Source organism: Streptomyces dengpaensis, from assembly GCF_002946835.1.
GTDB classification, from domain to species: Bacteria; Actinomycetota; Actinomycetes; order Streptomycetales; family Streptomycetaceae; genus Streptomyces; species Streptomyces dengpaensis.
In genome coordinates this window covers 214875-231313 of record NZ_CP026652.1, presented here as the reverse complement: position 1 = coordinate 231313, position 16439 = coordinate 214875, and the positions used below count along the sequence as shown (strand labels likewise).

16 protein-coding genes and 5 pseudogenes are annotated in these 16439 nt (G+C 68.1%); 8 read left to right on the top strand and 13 right to left on the bottom strand.

Features of this window, described 5'->3' with window-relative positions:
* Positions 1-312 precede the first annotated feature (312 nt).
* Positions 313-897, top strand: a pseudogene (locus C4B68_RS01150) (transposase); the annotation flags it as partial.
* Positions 898-903: 6 nt separating this feature from the next.
* Here C4B68_RS01150 and C4B68_RS01145 read toward each other — a convergent pair.
* Entirely contained in the window at positions 904-1530 is a 627-nt protein-coding gene (locus C4B68_RS01145; RefSeq protein WP_099505117.1) for a hypothetical protein, read from the bottom strand.
* An 875-nt stretch (positions 1531-2405) separates the two neighbouring features.
* Here C4B68_RS01145 and C4B68_RS42780 point away from each other — a divergent pair.
* From C4B68_RS42780 to C4B68_RS01140, 3 genes are read left to right on the top strand one after another with little or no spacing between them, the layout of a single operon-like run.
* Entirely contained in the window at positions 2406-2705 is a 300-nt protein-coding gene (locus C4B68_RS42780) for an amidase family protein (protein ID WP_338059728.1), read from the top strand.
* Positions 2608-2826, top strand: a complete 219-nt coding sequence (locus tag C4B68_RS44565; protein ID WP_257217471.1) for a hypothetical protein — start codon at positions 2608-2610, stop codon at positions 2824-2826. Before C4B68_RS42780 ends, C4B68_RS44565 begins: the two co-directional genes overlap by 98 nt.
* Positions 2750-3415, top strand: a complete 666-nt coding sequence (locus C4B68_RS01140) for a GntR family transcriptional regulator (RefSeq protein ID WP_099505152.1) — start codon at positions 2750-2752, stop codon at positions 3413-3415. The genes C4B68_RS44565 and C4B68_RS01140 overlap by 77 nt, the downstream gene beginning before the upstream one ends.
* A gap of 206 nt (positions 3416-3621) precedes the next feature.
* Here C4B68_RS01140 and C4B68_RS44560 read toward each other — a convergent pair.
* Together C4B68_RS44560 and C4B68_RS01135 are read right to left on the bottom strand one after the other, a co-directional pair.
* A pseudogene (locus C4B68_RS44560) lies at positions 3622-3723 on the bottom strand (SAM-dependent methyltransferase); the annotation flags it as partial.
* Between the two features lie 149 nt (positions 3724-3872).
* Positions 3873-5042, bottom strand: coding sequence for a PP2C family protein-serine/threonine phosphatase (locus C4B68_RS01135; RefSeq protein ID WP_099505118.1), 1170 nt, complete (start codon positions 5040-5042; stop codon positions 3873-3875).
* Between the two features lie 478 nt (positions 5043-5520).
* Between C4B68_RS01135 and C4B68_RS42775 the strand changes: the two are divergent.
* Positions 5521-5697: pseudogene (locus C4B68_RS42775) on the top strand (PhoU domain-containing protein); the annotation flags it as partial.
* 139 nt (positions 5698-5836) lie between these two features.
* On the opposite strand, the gene C4B68_RS42360 reads toward C4B68_RS42775, so the two are convergent.
* From C4B68_RS42360 to C4B68_RS01105, 6 genes are all read right to left on the bottom strand, one after another.
* Entirely contained in the window at positions 5837-6103 is a 267-nt protein-coding gene (locus C4B68_RS42360) for a hypothetical protein (RefSeq protein ID WP_180289351.1), read from the bottom strand.
* Positions 6104-6212: 109 nt separating this feature from the next.
* Entirely contained in the window at positions 6213-6383 is a 171-nt protein-coding gene (locus C4B68_RS41590; protein WP_167458931.1) for a hypothetical protein, read from the bottom strand.
* A gap of 70 nt (positions 6384-6453) precedes the next feature.
* A complete protein-coding gene (locus C4B68_RS01120) occupies positions 6454-6765 on the bottom strand; it encodes a DNA-processing protein DprA (protein WP_099505120.1) in 312 nt (103 codons plus the stop codon).
* Positions 6766-6788: 23 nt separating this feature from the next.
* On the bottom strand, positions 6789-9374 hold the full coding sequence (locus C4B68_RS01115; protein ID WP_206337057.1) for a tetratricopeptide repeat protein: 2586 nt from the start codon (positions 9372-9374) through the stop codon (positions 6789-6791).
* Between the two features lie 36 nt (positions 9375-9410).
* Positions 9411-9815 (bottom strand): hypothetical protein, encoded by a 405-nt coding sequence (locus C4B68_RS01110; RefSeq protein ID WP_099505122.1) that lies wholly within the window; start codon positions 9813-9815, stop codon positions 9411-9413.
* A 55-nt stretch (positions 9816-9870) separates the two neighbouring features.
* Complete coding sequence (locus C4B68_RS01105) at positions 9871-10338, bottom strand: hypothetical protein (protein ID WP_099505123.1); 468 nt, start codon at positions 10336-10338, stop codon at positions 9871-9873.
* A 360-nt stretch (positions 10339-10698) separates the two neighbouring features.
* Here C4B68_RS01105 and C4B68_RS44280 point away from each other — a divergent pair, with 360 nt between their 5' ends.
* The gene (locus C4B68_RS44280) at positions 10699-11358 is read left to right on the top strand and encodes an HAD family hydrolase (protein WP_338059745.1); all 660 of its coding nucleotides are present in this window, start codon (positions 10699-10701) and stop codon (positions 11356-11358) included.
* Positions 11359-11661: 303 nt separating this feature from the next.
* On the opposite strand, the pseudogene C4B68_RS42770 reads toward C4B68_RS44280, so the two are convergent.
* Together C4B68_RS42770 and C4B68_RS01085 are read right to left on the bottom strand one after the other, a co-directional pair.
* Positions 11662-12411, bottom strand: a pseudogene (locus tag C4B68_RS42770) (IS701 family transposase); the annotation flags it as partial.
* Positions 12412-12498: 87 nt separating this feature from the next.
* Entirely contained in the window at positions 12499-13413 is a 915-nt protein-coding gene (locus C4B68_RS01085) for a helix-turn-helix domain-containing protein (protein WP_099505127.1), read from the bottom strand.
* Between the two features lie 176 nt (positions 13414-13589).
* Here C4B68_RS01085 and C4B68_RS01080 point away from each other — a divergent pair, with 176 nt between their 5' ends.
* Both C4B68_RS01080 and C4B68_RS01075 read left to right on the top strand, forming a co-directional pair.
* Positions 13590-14336: an SDR family oxidoreductase gene (locus C4B68_RS01080; protein ID WP_099505128.1), complete on the top strand. Its 747-nt coding sequence runs from the start codon at positions 13590-13592 to the stop codon at positions 14334-14336.
* A gap of 142 nt (positions 14337-14478) precedes the next feature.
* Positions 14479-14691 (top strand): annotated as a pseudogene (locus tag C4B68_RS01075) (SDR family NAD(P)-dependent oxidoreductase); the annotation flags it as partial.
* 70 nt (positions 14692-14761) lie between these two features.
* On the opposite strand, the gene C4B68_RS01070 reads toward C4B68_RS01075, so the two are convergent.
* Together C4B68_RS01070 and C4B68_RS41175 are read right to left on the bottom strand one after the other, a co-directional pair.
* Complete coding sequence (locus tag C4B68_RS01070; protein ID WP_099505129.1) at positions 14762-15526, bottom strand: class I SAM-dependent methyltransferase; 765 nt, start codon at positions 15524-15526, stop codon at positions 14762-14764.
* A gap of 242 nt (positions 15527-15768) precedes the next feature.
* Entirely contained in the window at positions 15769-16113 is a 345-nt protein-coding gene (locus C4B68_RS41175) for a hypothetical protein (RefSeq protein ID WP_143674419.1), read from the bottom strand.
* Between the last annotated feature and the right edge of the window lie 326 nt (positions 16114-16439).

The following is a 16439-nucleotide window of genomic DNA, read 5'->3' as shown; positions in this document are numbered from 1 at the left end:
CCAGGCCTCTCCGTACACAGATCTCCTCCGATAGCGTTCGGCGGATCTCTTCAGAAGCGATCAGTGATGATCGCGCTCGGACGGTCAGGAGAGTACGTTTCCGGCCACGCAGTGTCACGAATAGCGGCTCTTGGATTACTGTAAGTGGCGCATGGGTTGGGGCCGTCAGCGTGTCGAGCAGGGGATCAACGGACCACACCTGTTGCCTGCTTTCGGCGCATTCCGGTTGGCCTCCTTCAAGTTCCCGAGGCCGGGCTCGCCCTCATTCTTCGCCCTCGACGTCTTCGGCTGGCGTTAACGGTTTGAGGTGGGGTCCGCAGCGCGGAAGCAGTCGCCACCGCGGCAGTTGGAGCCGCCGAATCCCAGCACACGGCCGTTCCCGGCGAAACAGCCATCGCCGAGATGGTGCGAACTCTGGCCGAGGAAGTCATGGCCCTCAACGACAAGATCAGCCAGACCGACCGGCTCATCGCGAGCCGGTTTCGCCTCCACGAGCTCGCCGAAGTGATCGAGAGCATGCCCGGCATCGGCCCCCTGCTCGGTGCCGAATTCCTCGCCGCGGTGGGCAGCGACCTGGAGTACTTCGCAACCCCTGACCGTCTGGCTGCCTTCGCCGGCCTGGCGCCCGCACCACACGACTCGGGCAAGAAGAACGGCAACTTACACCGACCCCGGCAATATCACCGCGGCCTGCAACGCGTCTTCTACATGTCCGCCCTGATGAGCATCCGCTACGACCCCAACTCCCGCCAGTTCTACGACCGCAAACGCCGTCAGGGCAAGCGACATGTCCAAGCCGTCCTCGCCCTCGCCCGCCGACGCGTCACCGTCCTATGGGCGCTGATCCGCGACCGACGGAGCTACCAGATCACGCCCCCGGTGATCGAGACGGCATGACAAACCTCATTGGGAAGCCACTGCCTCCTGCTGTGGTTCGGCCGCAGCAGGCTCCGCAGCGGCCGCCGTGGTGTAGAAGACGGATGAGCCCTGCTTGGTGCGGTGTGCGTGGCTCTTGGCGACCAGGTTTTCGAGAGTGGTGCGCACGACGGTTGTCTTGATGCTGCGGTCGGGGTGGGCTTCGGTGAGCGCGGCGGAGATTTCGGCGGCGGAACGCGGCTCGCTCTGCTGGCCGAGGTGGCCGCGGATCAGGTCGACGAGGGTCGGCTTGGTGGCTGTTGTGGATGCCTGCGCGGGCGAGGCCTTGGAGGCGGTCTTCTTGGGCGCCGACTTCTTCGTACCCGTGGCGGCTGCCTTCTTCGGCTTGCTCTGCCCGGGTGCGGCGGAGGCCTGGTGCGGCACGGCAGGCGCGACCGTGGTGTCTGCCTCGGTGGTGGGGCGTGCGCCGCCGAGTGCCTGCTGCATGTTCACCAACACGGTGTGGTCGTGCTGCAGGGCACGCAACTGCTCCTGCAGGGCCTCGATGTCCGCAGCGACACGTTCCTGCTCCTTGGCATTGCGCTCAAGGTCGCCCGACACCTGGGCGAGGTACTGCGAGGTCAACTCTGTGGCGTGGGTCTGGCTTTCCGGCATGACAGGTGCCTTTCTTTTGGTCCGCGGGCATGGTGGTGAAAGGACTGGGTCATGTCCGCGATCGGATGGAGAGCGTGTCCCGTCGGTGATGGCCGGGCCACCACGGGACACAACTGCCGCGGCCTGCGGAAGTGTAGAGATAGTACGCACGAGTGGAACTGGATGTTCCTGTCGAGTGATGCCTCGCTCTCCCAGGCAGGGTGAATCGTTGGCGCATGTGAGCTCGAGTCATCCAAGGGCCCGCTTGGTGGGCGTGGAGGTCTGTGTCTTGGCCGCGTCGTCTTCGGCTTGCTGGTAGCAGGGGCGATGGCGCGGTGAGGCCGGGCCGGTCGGCGAGGTCCACGTTGCCGGAACCGGCGGCGTGGATGACGAGGCCGGACGGCTGGTGGATGGTGTAGGCGACGCCGGTGGCTTTTTGGCGGCGGTAGACGAAATCCAGTGGGTTCGGGAATTCTGAAGGTGGTCGATCAGCGAACCCGCTGGTGATCTGAGGTGTAGCCACCGGGTGGAGGGTGAGTTCGGGGCCGTGAGTCTGCGACCTGGGAGGCCGACGGGCTTGCCATCCACACCAAGCAGCAGTCGATGACTTCACCGTCGACGCCACCACGCGCTCGGTTGGCGAGGTTGCCGCCGAAGTGATCGAGAAGGTCGGCTGGCTATGACGCAGCTTCTATGCCTGCGTCGGATCCTGCCCGGTCAGCAACGTCAGGCGGCGGCGACTTCCTGAATCCCGCATGAATACGCAAGTTACTGGCCGAACTAGCGGAATCTGCCAGTAACTCAGAGGACTCGACACGGACGAAAGGAAGCCAGCACGGGGGCTCTCACCTCCTCACTTGCCCTGTTCTCTTCATCAGGACAGCCGAGGAACCCGCGTGAACTCCATTTACGACACCGACATCAACGCGGTCTGTGTGCGCGACTTCGACCGTGCCCTGAGCGCGGCCCGTGACGCCGACGAGGCTCGGGCGAAGGGCGCGCGGCAACCTCACCTCGGGGTGCCGATGACAGTCAAGGAGTCCTTCAACGTACGTGGGGTTGCCCACGACTTGGGGCATTCCTGCGTTCGAGGGCTTCATGGCGACCGAGGACACCGTGGCAGTCTCCCGTCTCAAGGCGGCCAGCGCGGTGATCCTCGGCAAGACGAGTTCGATGCTCTTCCTCACGTTGGGTGAGGTCCGTAGATTGAAAAAAATAGGAGAGTTCAGTGGAGGCCGAGATGCTGTTCAACGGGCTGCCGCAAGGATCAATGGCCAAGCTGGAGCGCCCGGGACCGCTGCGCGAGCGGGTGTATGAGGCGCTGCTGGAGCTGATCAGTTCACGGTCGCTGCACCCTGGCCAGCGCCTGGTGGAGAGCGAACTCGCGGGCCACCTCGGGGTCTCCCGGCAGCCCGTACGCGAGGCGCTGCAGCGGCTGAACACCGAAGGGTGGGTGGACCTTCGCCCCGCCCAGGGTGCTTTCGTCCACGAGCCGACCGGGGACGAGACCGACCAGCTCTTTGTCGTCCGCGCTTTGCTGGAGACCGAGGCGGCGCGCCTGGCCGCGGTCGGCTCCTCGGCCGAGGGACTTGAGCGGCTGGACGAGCTGTGCGCGACGGGCGAGGCTGCGGTCGCCGCCGACGACGTGGACGCGGTGGTGATCGCGAACGCCACGTTCCACGCTTGTGTCATGGAACTGGCCGGGAACGCAGTGCTCGCGGAGCTGGCCGCCCATGTCGAGCACAGGGTCCGCCGGTACTACACACCCATCGTCCGCCAGGCTTGGGTAGAGCATCGTGAGCTGATCGCGGCCATCGCCGCCCGCGATGACGCACGCGCCCAGCAGGTCATGCGCGCCCACACCGAGGACGCCAGGACACGCTTCCCCCCAAGGCCGGGTAGTTGAACGGACGGGTGTCGGTAACGGCTGAATCGTGGACCGTGGGCACCAGATGAAAAGTGGACCTCACCCTCAGGGAGCGTTTCCTGCGGCAAGCGCGGACGGCCCGGGCACTGCAAAGTGAGACAACCGGTGACGTTGTCGGGATACTGCCGTCCTAGGGAGTGTCTTCAAAGTCCCGTCTGCCCGGCGCTGTGTGGTGCGCACGCTCCCTAGGGCATTCCGGGAGGGACGGGCTCCGCGGTACCGCGCCGCGCCACGAACACGAACTCCCTGCCCGGCCGGTCGGGTGCGTCGCGTACGTCCTCGACGACGGCCCACCGGCTGAGCTGGCCTATGAGGACGACTCAGGGCCGTCCTGGTCGAACTGCTGGCGCCGGCGCTGAAAGCACCACCCTGAAACCGGCGGCCTGACATCGATAGCCCCTCCCTGGTCTTCGAGGGGGAAGACGCGGCCACCTGGTCAATGTGCTGCCCCCTGTCTGCCGGCGACGCAGTCGGCTTCTTCGCCGGTCCGGTCGATGAGGATCATCGCCACATCATCCGCCAAGCGGCCCTCGGTGTGATGGAGCAATTGCTGGTGCAGGCCTTCCAGGAACTCCTGGGGTGTATCGGCATGCATCCCTTCCATGGCGTCCGGCAGCGCAAAGAAGCTGTCGTCTCGATTGCGGGCCTCGACCACGCCGTCGGTATACAGCAGCAGACGGTCACCGGGCAGGAACGGATAGCTGTCGGGCTTGACGGGAGAGTCGGTGATGAGGTCTTCCAGGCCGAAGGGCGGCAGTGGGCAGGCGGGCATCAGGGCATGAACCTGGCCCTGGTGCAGGACCAGCGGAGGCGGATGGCCGCGGTTGACCAGCCGTACCACGGGTTCGTCCGGCAGCACCTGGGCCATGAGCGCGGTGGTGAACCCCTCCATCAGGGCTTCCTGATCGAACGCACCCGGCACGGCGGCCTCCCGTTGCAGCGCAGCCGCGCAGTGGTTCATTACCTCCACCGGGTCATCCTCGTAGTGCACGGCCTCCCGGAAGGCGCCCAGCACCACCGCGACCGCGCGCATGGCATTCAGCCCCTTGCCCCGCACGTCCCCCACGATCAACCGGACGCCGTACCGGGTCTGAACGGCCTCATACAGATCACCGCCGACCTGTGCTCCCGTCTCGGCCGCCAGACATAGGCTGGCTGCCCGCACCGGGCCCAGCCGTGCGGGGACAGGCCGCAGGATGACCTCCTGCGCCGCCACCGCGATCCGGCGGACCTGGTCCAGCTCGATCCTCCTGCGCGTGGCGATGGCCCAGCTGGTCATGACACTGGCCACGGACACCACCAGAATGGCCATGAAGTTGGTGTAGACCTGCTGGGTGCCCCATGCGTGGTTGTAGGTGGCGGTGGTCACGCTGACGGCCAGAGCGAGGCAGGCCGTCGAGAGGGTGCCCTTGGGGCCCATCGTCACCGCGGCCAGCGCCGGCGTCGCAGTCAGCACAGGGCCGGTGTACAGAAAGTGCGCCGGCGACAGCTCAGTCCCCAAAACGAGCAGAGCAAGCGCAATGGGCACACACCGCGCGAGCGTGAAGAGAACCCTGTTCTGGCCGTCCGCTCCCGACCGGGGAGATGAGCGGAAGAGTGACTGCATGCATTCAGCCTGCCTTGGTGCAGCTCATTGCTCCACTCCTGCTCTCACGGCCTGCGCAGGTCATGGCCCTGTCGACACCGAGTCCGCAAGCCGACGCTGTTGCTTCACCCCGCAGGCACTGCCGGTGATCCGCCCGGTCAGCCACCTGGTCGACAGCGACACCATCGTCATCCGCACCCCATGCAGGCGCGATCGTGGTCTAGGAGGCCGACCAGCTCCATGTGCACACCCGTACTGGCTGGAGCGTCATGGTCACCAGCCGGGCCACGCGGATTACTGCCCCGTTGGACGTGGCTCACCAGCAGCTCCTCATTCCCCGGATCGACATGGGCATGGACCACGTCGTCCGCATCTCCGCCGAGCTCGTCACCGGCTACCGCCTTGAACGCTGGCAGGCCCTCCAGCGGCCGCCCGGCAGACACCATGTGCGAATCTGGCAATTGGTGCAGGTGGGCCGAGGACTGGACGGTGAGGACGGATGCGCGAGGCCTACCACAAGGAGCTGGAGTCGATCAGCGAGGGTCTGGTGGAGATGGCGAACCTGGTCGGTTCGGCCATGGGCCGTGCCACCAGCGCCCTGCTGGACACTGACCTTCAGCTTGCGGAGAGCGTGATCTCTGCCGAAGACCAGGTCGAAGACATGCAGCGCGAGGTGCCGGACCAGTCGCCGGCGCCGGGCACGGAGTCGTACGTCCAGCAGTTCGGACGAGGTGGTGAGGGGCGGGCAGTCGAGCGGGAGCTGGGCGGTGGAGCCCGAGATCAGGGCGTCCCACTCCTGTTCAAATTTTCTGGTCCTACTTGTTGATCACGCGGGTGGGGGCGGTGGCGAACAGTTCCTCCGCCGTCGGCCACGCCGTGCCGCGGACCCACGTACAGGCGCGCCCGTACACCGGGTTGTGCTCTACCTCGACGCTGTGCCGTTCAGACTTGGTGATCAAAGGCCGTGCCAGCTGCCGCGGGCGGCCGAGGTCGACGCGCTCGGTGGAGCGTTTCACTGGGCGCCGCTCGCCGGAGGCGGACAGAAGGAACAGGCGGCGGATGTGGTGGAGCGCCCACGGCATGTCGAGCTCGCGCTCGAACGCCTCCAGGCGCGCTCGGTCCCGCGGCTGGGAGCGGTCAAGAGCTCCAGCAGGCTGCGCTTGCCGTACAGCGGTGCGTTCGGGTTGAGGCTCATCGCCGTGTACTCCAGCCGCAGCACCTCCCCGGCGATGTCCGGGTGGGACCGCATGCGCTCCAGGTGGGCGGGCGCGCGTGGACGGGGGCTTCCAGCAGCGGGGCGTGGTCGGCGTCGTTGGGGTAGGCGGTGACGACGGCTTCGAAGAAGTCGACGTGCTCAAGCACGGGGCGGTCCTTTCCTGGGGGCCGTGTCCGGACCGTGAATGGCCGGGCACGGGAGGGTGGTTGGGGCTTCTCAGAGCAGGGCGAGTGCTCGCGCGGGGGTCGGGCAGTTGACGGCGTGCTGCTCGGCGAGCAGGCGGGCGCTGCCGCTGGAGCGCACGTCGTTGGTGGCGAGTGGGGCGAGCAGGGGCCGGTGGCGGGCGACGGCGGTCTCGGCCGTGTACATCGCCTCGGAGTTGTCCACGGCCTCGATGAGGATCACGGCGTGGGTGAGCGCGGCCAGCAGGGTGGCGCTGGCTTTGAGTGTGGCGCCGCTGGCTTCGGTACCGGGCCGGTCGAGATCGGCGGTGAGCTGGTCAGGGGTGATGTGGTCAGCCCCAGCCATGACGTCTCTTTGTCGTGCGGGTGTCAGATGCAGCTTCTTAGCCACTCCTGGACCTCTGCCGTGTGAGGGCTGGCGAGGTTGCGGAGCCGTTCGAGGGCGTCGATGCCCAGTGCGCGAGCGCTCTGTGGGTTTCCGGCGGTTGCGACCGCGCGAGCCGCTCCGGCCAAGCTCAAGGCGGCGCGTTCCTCCTGGCCTGTTCGCTCGGCACCGGCGAGGGATGCCCGGAAGAGCTCCTCCGCCGTGACGAGATCGCCCTCCGCCTCGTGGACCGCCGCCAGAGCCAGCCGCAGGCGGGCCAGTACGGCTGCGTTGCCGCGCTCCAACCGCATGGCGCGCAGTAGCAGTTCGCGTGCGGCGGATGTATGGCCGTGCGCCAGTTCGGACTCGGCCAGGGCTTCCAGAGCTGCTGCCAGGGGCGCGCGCATTGCGATCTGTTCGGCGATCTGCAGGCTCTCCCGGAGGTGGCGTTCGGCTGGCTCGTGGGCCCCGGCAGCCAGTTCGTACCTGCCCAGTTCCCGCAGCACATCGCTCAGCTTCTCGGGGCGGTCTTGTTCGCGGACCAATTGTTCGGCCTCCCGCAGCAGCCGGCCGCCGCCGTCGAAGTCTCCTGTCCTGATCATGACTCGCCCCAGGTTGACCAGGATGGGGACGCGTTCGTGGTAGTCCAGCTCGCGGGCTAGCCGCAGCGCCTCGGTGAGCTGGATGCGGGCTTGGTCGCCGTGGCCGCGTTCGGTGGCGAGCCAGCCGAGGCCGTGCATCGCATCCACCTCTTCGGTGCCCAAGTGCTCGGTACGTGACAGCTCGAGGCACTCCTCGAAGAGCTCCGCCGACCCGCCGTAGTCGCCTGCCAGGGCCCGCATCCACCCGCCGACCTGCAGCAGTCCCGCGATCCGGGACGGATCGCCGCTCTCGCGAGCGAGCTCCAGGCCGCGGTAAAGATGGGCGGCCGACTCGTCGTGCCTGCCCTGCAGTCCCGCCACCCAGCCCAGGCCCTGCAGCGCCGGTACGGCCTCCGCGCCCTGCGTCCCGATGAGCGCGTCGGCGAAGTGCCGCCTGGCGCGTTCCAAATCGCCGCGCATGCCGGTGCTCCAGCCCATCTTCAGCAGGAGGTCGACGATCTCTCCCACGGAGTCGGCCTGCTGGGCGCGTTGCATGCCTTCGTCGAGATATCTGCCGCCTTGACGCAGGTCGCCTCGCTCCAGGATCACGCTGCCCAGGCGAAGCAAGGTGCGGGCCTCCGCCTGGGCGTCCCCGACCGCGCGCGCGGCGTGCAGAGCGTGCTGGAGGTGGGGCTCGGCCACCGCGTACAGGCCTCGGTTCACCAGCAGGGGGTAGGCGGCATCGACCCCGGAGAGCAGGGTCTCGTGCATGCCGTGCCGGTGTGCGTGGTCGAGCGCCTGCAGGACGTTGCCGAGTTCTTGCTGGAACTGTTCGCTGGTCATGGCGCCCTCCTCGGCTCCATCGGCCCTCTTGCCGACCATGCCCACGTACAGCTGGGCCATGCGGCGCTCGGCAGCGGCCGGTGGGCCTTTGGCGCGTACGAAATCGTGGACCACCTGGTGCATGACATGGCGATCCGCGCCGGCGGACTCGATGAGCCCGGCTCGTACGATGGCGCGCAGCGTATCCGCCGCGGCTTGGGTGACGGCCTGTGCGGCGGTCGTCGCGAAGCTGTTGGGTTTGGGCGGGAACGCCGTCAGGTCGCGGAGGGCTTCCTGGGCGGACGCGGGCAGCTGGGCGTGGCCGATCTCCAGCACGGACAACAGGGAGATCGGCAGGTCGGCCGGAAGGCTGGGATGCACAGCACTCGGGGCCTGGCGGCGTTCGAGCCGCAGACGCTCCTCGGCCAGCCGCAGCCGCTCAAGTGCTTCGGTGACGCCGGGCTGGCCGTTGAACGCCGCTCCCCTGAGGTGGTGCCCCATCAGCGTGAGTGCCAGTGGCAGTCCGCCGACGAGGGAGACCAGTTGGGCCGCTGCCTCGCGGTTCGATCCCATGGCCTCTTCGGCGAGTGTTTCGAGCAGGCACAAGCCGTCCGGGGGCGCCAGTTCGTCCACGCGCAGTACAGCCCCGCCGAACTCCAGGGCGACGCCGGGGGACCGGGTGGTCAGCAGCTGGGCGCAGTTCGGCCCACCCATTTGCAGTGCCAGAGCGTCGCTCGCATCCCAGGCGTCATCGACGATGAGCAAGAAGCGGCGTGCGCCGATCTTCCGGTGGAGGGCCTCGGCCCAGCCGGCGGCGGTGTGCGCACGTAGGTCCTGGGTTCCCACTCCGATGTGCTCTCCCCAGTCGGCCAGGTGCCGCAGCACATTGCCTTGGATGCCGAGTCCCGCCCACAGCACGCCGTCGGGGAAACGGGTCCGGACTTCGTCGTCATAGGCGATGTCCAGCGCGAGCGCGGTCTTGCCGACCCCGGGCAGCCCATGGAGCGCGACCACACCGTCGGAGAGCAGTTCGCGGATCCGTCCGCGCAGTTCGTCCCGGCCCACCAGCAGACTGGACGGCCGGCTCGGTGCGAGAAAGGGGGCGGGCAGCCGCGGCGCGTGCCGGTGGACGGTGACGGTGTTGTGGTCGCCGATCATGGCGACTTCGACGGATTCGTGGAATTCCACGTGCTCCGGCCGGGCCCGTTTCATGGCGTCGGTGTCTCAGGCCCGGTCGGTCGCCGGACCGGGCTTGTGGACGGTCACCTCCACGTGCGCGGTATCGCCGACGACGGCGCTGCCCACCTGGCCGTGAAACTCGGTCTGGTACTTCGGGCCGGGGCCGTCCTGCGCCGTTCCCGCCAGCATCTGCCGCGCCAGGGCCATCAGCGCCTCGTCGCGGTCTGCACCGGCCGCGGCGAGCTCGGCCCGCAGCGACGGCTCCCATGTCGCCGGTTCCTCCGCAAAGCGGTCCAGCGTCAGCAGGCCGTCCGGACGATCGGCGAGGCGTGCGCGTACCGCCCCCAGCAACCGCCGGTACGCGGCGGCGACGGCCTCCTTGGTGGCGTCGGTGGCGCCCGCCGCGGCACCTGCCACCAGGGCTGCGACGATCAACGACACCGGTTCCATGGCGTCCTCCCCGTTCTCGGCTCAGGAGCGGGCGGACGCGGAACGACGAGCCGGGTCACCGCACCCCCGCCTTCCCCTGCGTCAAGCAAGCCCTGACCATCCGTCTGGCCGTCTCGGAGTGGGCCCACTTGTGCATCCCCTTGACCGCGAAGACGGCGCTCCGTACCCGGCCGCCCAGGACGTTGACCCGCTGGCGCTCCTCGGTGCTCGCGCCGAAGTAGTTCCGATGGATCGTCTCTGCCGCGGTCAAACCCGCGGTGGCCCCGGTGTAGCCGCCGCCGATCGAGCCGACCGTACCGCCGACCGGGCCGGCGATCACCGCGCCGGCAATGGTTCCCGTCGCCGCTCCGACGAGCGCGCCGGACGCCACCGCCACCACCTCGGCGACCAGCCCTGCCGCGCCGTAGCCCAGTTCCTTCGCCGTATCCAACGTGGTCTCGGCTGCCTCCATGAACTCGCGGTCCCTCACGCACTGCCGCAGCTGCTGCCCGCGCTCCTTGAGGTCTTCGCCGTAGGTGCCCACTGGTTCCCCTCTACGTCCCCCGTTTAGGACAACTGTCGCTCGCAATTCCCCTTCGGCGGAGGCAATATCCGGTCGACGGGGCGGCGCGCAGAGGCGTTCGCAGGAGTGGGAGGAGCGCACACTTTTCGGCCCGTGCGCCGCCAAGCCTCAAGAGGGCCTGGCCACCCGGACTCAGGGGTGGACAGGAGCCCTCACCCCGTAGGGGAAAGGGCGGTTGCCGCCAACGGACATGATGCGATCCTCGACCAGGCCTGGGCCGCATACCCGTTCGGAAAGCCAGAGACCGAGCCGTCCGCCGCCGACGAGTCGTAGACGACTGGGCGCCGTTGGGCCCGGCGTGAGGACGAACTCGCCGCTCGGATCCCGGGCTCGCCCTCGCCGAATCGCGGTGAGAGTCGCTCCCACGACTCGCCGTTCGTCCACGTAGCCTCGCCCGTTCTCGGTCCTCCGCCGCTGACAGACCGGGCCAGGTACAAAAAGGACGCCCTGTACCTCGACCCCAAGGGAACCCGCGTCACACATGAGCTGGAACGTGGAGACATTGCGCAAGTTCAGTGGAACGCACATGCCGCGAAGAGCCTCGGTGTCCGACCCGACAACCTCATGGGAAGGATTTTCGCCGACCTACGTCCCGAGCCGCTGATGCTTAATGCAGCGCAAGCGGCCCGCGAGGCAGGAGTGCGGGTGGGAGTTCTCTCGAACAGCGTCGGACTAACGCCGTGGAACCTTTACGATGGCTACGATCTTGACGAGCGATTCGATGCGGTACTGATTTCAGAGCACCACCGCATTCGCAAGCCGGACCCTGAGATCTTCCGGCTCATGCTGGACATGATGGAACTTCCAGGTGAGGCGTGCGTGTTCGTTGACGACAACCGCCATTACCTCCCGCCTGCTGCGGATTTGGGCATGGAAACCATCTTTGCTGAAGATCCCAAGCAGACGGTTTCCCAGCTAGAAGCCCTCCTCGACGTCACGCTGCTTGGAGCGGTCTGCGGTGGGGACCGGCGCGGTGGTTGATGCTCCGTTTCCAGTCCCCCGCCACTGCAAACTGTGCACGCGGTCTCCTGCGCAGGCTTTCCGACAACGTCCACCGGCTGGCATGCGCCGTTGCCCCATGGACGTTCCCGGTTAGTACTGCAACCGCATGTGGGTGTGGCCTCGGCGTTTGTAGTGGCAGCGGCGGGCTCGGGCTTGGCTGCGTCGTCGGAAGCGTGACCAGCGCAGATGGTGGTCGTTGTTCTTGTGGCGGGGCGTGGTGACGAGGTGTCCGATCATGCGGCGGATCTCCGGGACGCTGAGCGGTATGAGGTCTTGATCGTCGCTGAAGCTGCCCCCCTTTGTGGCTTCTGCTATGCGGACGGCGGTGAGGTAGGCGAGGGCGGCCATGGCGAGGGTGATGTGCCGGTACCAGGCCCGGTACAGCCGCACCTGGTAGTGATCCAGTCCGCATTCGCCCTTCGCGGTCTGGAAGCACTCCTCCACCTGCCAGCGAGGGCCCGCCGTCCTGACCAGGTCTTTCAGCCGTGAAACTGTGGGGACGTAGCAGATGTAGTAGGCGATCTTGGTGGGGTCGGTGATGCTGCGGCGGGCGAGCACCCAGTGCCCGAACCCGCCCGTCCAGCTGCGCCGGATCGCGATGCGGGCCCAGTGGTAGATCCGCTGGCCGTGGGCGCCGGCCCCGGCCGAGATCCGCTTTCACGCCTGCAGCGGTAGCGCGGACACCAGGTCATCGACCCTCACCTGCCAACCGTCCGTCGTGGTCACGGTGTCGTTGACTTTGGTGGCCAGTACATGCGCCACCGCGCGTTCCTCCAGCCATGCCCTCAAGTGCTTCACCTGGCCGTAGGCCTCATCCGCGGTGACCCAGGCGAACGGGACGCACGCGTCGAAGGCGCGTTGCAGCATCCATTTGAGGTGCTCGACCTTCGTGGCGAACGGCACTGCGTCGTCGATCCCGGCGGCCCGGCACCGGGCCCGGTCGTCCGTCCACGACTCGGGCACGTAAAGTTCCCGGTCAATCAACGCCCGGCCCCTGGCGGAGCCGTAGGCCAGGAACGTGCCGATCTGGCAGGCGACGTCACCTCAGCCGTCCATCCGTGCCCGCCCCCCGGCCGGTCTCGCGGTGGGCCCGGCCATGAGGGCGACGGCGCAGGCCCCTCAGGCCTGCCCCGCCGCCCCACGGCCGGGCGGGGCGCACCCCCCCAAGCCTTCCTCGGGCTGGATGTGCGTGTTGTCAGCGGTCCAGCTGGCAAGCAAGCGCAGGGCGTTTTCCGACGGTGATCCGGGTTCGACGGTGTACAGGCCGAGCGTCTGGTCGGGGTCGCCCATGGGCTTGAAGGCCTCGAAGCCAAGGGTGAGGTCCCCGACGAGTGGGTGGTGGTAGCGCTTGGAGCCGTACTTGGGCTGGTACACGTCGTGGTCCGACCACCACCGGCGGAAGTCCCGGTCGCCGACGGACAGTTCATTAACCAGCTGGGCCAGCCGGGGATCGCGTGGATGGTGGCTGGCATGCAGGCGCAGCATGCCCACGTTTTCGCGGGCGGTCTCGGGCCAGTCGACGTAGAGATCCCGGGCGGCGGGGTCGAGGAACATGTAGCGGGCCATGTTCCACTCGCCGGCCGGCAGGCCCTCGAAGTCACGATAGAAGGCGCGGGCCAGGTGATTGGTGGCCAGGACGTCCAGGCGGTGCCCCAGAAGCAGGGCCGGGACGCCGGCGACATTCTCCAGCGCCCGCAGCAGCCCGGGGCGGGCACGCTGGGCCGCCCTGGCTTGCGGGCGCTGCCGGGTGGGGTTGGCCAGGGCGAACAAATGGTTACGTTCGGTGTCGTTGAGTTGCAGCGCGCGAGCGACGGCGTCCAGGACGGCAGCGGAGACGCTCGTAGTGCGTCCACGTTCCAGCCGTACGTAGTAGTCCACGCTGACTCCGGCGAGCTGGGCGACTTCCTCGCGCCGGAGACCAGGCACTCGGCGCACGCCCGGGTGCGGAGGAAGACCGGCTTGTTGCGGGGTGATGCGGGCCCGGCGTGTCCGCAGGAAATCCCGAATATCGGTCTCGGGCACGGGCTGGCTCATGTATTTCAGGCTAGCTCTGCGAACCGACCGCTTCCTGTCCACGGGGGGTTCTGCTGGGCCCCCCCGTAGGCCGAACCCCGGGACAAGGAGAGTTCTACCTGGTGTTTCGGTCCGGTGGTGCTCTTGATGTGTCACCCGGTCACAAGGGCCGGCAGAACATCTGAGGAAGCACAGCCATGAACAGCACCACCCAGTCCCCCGACCGCAAGATCGTCCTGGTGACGGGCGCGTCCGGGGGCATCGGCGAGGCGACCACCCGCAACCTCGCCGCCGCTGGCCACCAGGTCGTCCTCGGTGCCCGTCGCGTGGACCGCCTGGACCGTCTGGTCACCGAGCTGACCGAGGCCGGCCACCGCGCCGAGTCCGCGCAGCTGGACGTTACCGATCGCGACAGCGTGAACGCCTTCGTCGCCGGCGCGCTCGAACGCCACGGGCGCGTCGACGTCCTGGTCAACAATGCCGGTGTGATGCCGCTGGGCCTCATGGAGGAGCTGCGCGTCGACGAATGGGACCAGATGATCGACGTGAACCTGCGCGGCGTGCTGCACGGCATCGCGGGGGTCCTGCCCTCCATGCGTGAGCGCCGGTCCGGGCACATCATCAACGTCGCCTCCACCGCCGCGCACCGCGTGGACCCGACCGGGGTCGTGTACTGCGCGACGAAGTTCGCCGTACGCGCCGTGTCCGAGGGCCTGCGCCAGGAGACCGCCGACCTTCGCGTCACCGTCGTCAGCCCCGGCCTCACCAAGACCGAGCTCACCCACTCCGGTGGCAACCCCGAGCAGCAGAACACGGTGCGGTCAGCGCTCGAAGCGGTCGGTATCGACGCCTCGGCCATCGCCCAGGCCATCGGCTACGCCATCGCTCAGCCGGCCGACGTCAACGTCAACGAGGTCATCGTCCAGGGCACAGCGCAGCTCTGACGTCGTGCCCCACCGATGCGAGGTGCCACCGCACAGCGCCAGCCGCCGGGCTCTTGCCCGCAGGTGACCGCCGTGCAGCGGCGCTCCTGACCGACCACGCCACAAAACACAACACCCCACCGCAACAAGAGAGATCACAGACATGACCCAGCAGTTTGCAGGCACCTCGGCGTTCGTCACCGGCGGCGGCAGCGGCATCGGACGGGCCTCCGCCCTGGCCCTGGCCGCGGAGGGGGCGCTGGTGACGGTCGCCGGCCGCACCGCAAAGACCCTGAAGGAGACCGTCCGCCTGATCGAGGCCGCCGGCGGTTCGGCCCGCTACGTGGTGGCGGACATGACCGACGAGGCCCAGGTGGAGCCCAGCCCCTATCTAGGGAGTGTCTTCAAAGTCCCGTCTGCCCGGCGCTGTGTGGTGCGCACGCTCCCTAGGGCATTCCGGGAGGGACGGGCTCCGCGGTACCGTGCCGCGCCACGAACACGAACTCCCTGCCCGGCCGGTCGGGTGCGTCGCGTACGTCCTCGACGACGAAGCCGTGCTCGTGCAAGTCCCGCTCGATCTCCATACGTTCGCGGAAGCGAAGTGTCGATTCCGAGGTCAGTACGTCCCCGTCCGCAGCGAACACGTGCGTACCCCGGAAGCTCACCAGCGGCAGGCTCACGTCCGTCAGCTCGGCCCAGGTCTCGACGTGGCCGACGCCCGGGATGTCCGTCATGCGGTACGTGGTCTCGCGCGTCCACTCCGCCCACTCCTCCCACACGCGCTGCGCCGGATCGCGCGTCTCGAAGACAAGCCGCCCGCCGGGCCGCAGAGCCTCGTACGCGCCGCGCAGCGTCGTATGCCACGCCTGCGGATCGGCGATCGCCTGGGCGACGTTCCCGGTCATCGTCACCAGGTCGATCTGCATGGGCGGCAGGTCCCCCGCGTCGCCGTCGAGCCAGCGCACCCGCTCCGCGCCCGGCTTGCCACGCGCGACGTCGACGGACGCCCGCGCGGGATCGATCCCGGTGACCGTAATCCCGCGCTCGGCGAGCAGCAGCGCGAACACGCCCGTACCGCACCCGATGTCCAGCACGGACCGCGCGCCGAACTCCTCCGCCATCGCGAGATACGCGTCGAGATCGCTGCGGTCCGGATCGAGTGGGTCGTAGATGGCGGCGAGGCGCGGATGCCCGAAAGTTGCGTCAACCATGGAGGCGAACGTATGTGGCCCCGAGCCCGCGCGGCCACTGCTTTTTCGGGTTACGGCGCCAAGCGGGCGGGGCGAAGTGCGCCGCTGATCCCGGCGCCCCTATCGGGCACGGCCGTACCGAAGCGAACCTCGGCCAGGCCGCTTAGGAGTTGTCTTCAAATGTCACGCCCACATCAGGAGCGAGGCGAGGGTGACGGCCGCTTGGTAGGACTCGGCGGTCTTGTCGTAGCGGGTCGCGATGCCTAGGCCGAGGCGGTATTCGCGGGGGGATTCGTCTGTGGAGTCGGGGCCGGAGGGTGCACCAGATCCGTCACGAATGGTTGCACCCCAGCGAGGAGGAGTGCAGCTACCGCTGTGGCGAGCGCGGCCGCGACCGACGATGCCCAGGCCGTAAGCGAACCGAGGTTGTGCACGTCAGCGAGCCGTGCCCATGGATAGCGCCCCAGCGCCAGCGAATCGCGGTCGGCCAGCAGACCGAGGCTCATGGAGAACGCCAGGAGCTGGATGAGGGCGACGACACTCGCTGGCCACGCGGGACTGGGGTGGGGAACCAGCACGGCGTCCAGGAGGGTGGGGGAGAGGGTCACGCCCGCTGGAGTGGTGTATCGACGGCCAAGTGCCTACCGGCCCTCGCGTCGGGACATCGGTCACAGGGACCGGCTCTCCAGCCTGCACCAACTGGAGACGCACGGCTTCCTGCTCCGGGAGCGCGAGCGCGACCGGGACGGCACCCTCGGCGCGGCCGCGTACTGCATCACCGACCTGCCCAGCCTGCAAAACCACAGGTCACAATCAGAGTCGGATTTTCCACCAGTGGATAACCCTACGTTGGCTCATTAGCCCACTAAGAACACCAACAGAAAGAAGACCAACAAGCAGAACACCAGACCCTCCGTCCGTGCGACCGCACAGC

Coding starts and splice junctions, on each gene's coding strand:
- C4B68_RS01145 (WP_099505117.1), bottom strand. CDS start 1,530: ATGCCGGAAAGCCAGACCCACGCCACAGAGTTGACCTCGCAGTACCTC.
- C4B68_RS44565 (WP_257217471.1), top strand. CDS start 2,608: ATGGCGACCGAGGACACCGTGGCAGTCTCCCGTCTCAAGGCGGCCAGC.
- C4B68_RS01140 (WP_099505152.1), top strand. CDS start 2,750: ATGCTGTTCAACGGGCTGCCGCAAGGATCAATGGCCAAGCTGGAGCGC.
- C4B68_RS01135 (WP_099505118.1), bottom strand. CDS start 5,042: ATGCAGTCACTCTTCCGCTCATCTCCCCGGTCGGGAGCGGACGGCCAG.
- C4B68_RS42360 (WP_180289351.1), bottom strand. CDS start 6,103: ATGCCGTGGGCGCTCCACCACATCCGCCGCCTGTTCCTTCTGTCCGCC.
- C4B68_RS01120 (WP_099505120.1), bottom strand. CDS start 6,765: ATGGCTGGGGCTGACCACATCACCCCTGACCAGCTCACCGCCGATCTC.
- C4B68_RS01110 (WP_099505122.1), bottom strand. CDS start 9,815: ATGGAACCGGTGTCGTTGATCGTCGCAGCCCTGGTGGCAGGTGCCGCG.
- C4B68_RS01085 (WP_099505127.1), bottom strand. CDS start 13,413: ATGAGCCAGCCCGTGCCCGAGACCGATATTCGGGATTTCCTGCGGACA.
- C4B68_RS01080 (WP_099505128.1), top strand. CDS start 13,590: ATGAACAGCACCACCCAGTCCCCCGACCGCAAGATCGTCCTGGTGACG.
- C4B68_RS01070 (WP_099505129.1), bottom strand. CDS start 15,526: ATGGTTGACGCAACTTTCGGGCATCCGCGCCTCGCCGCCATCTACGAC.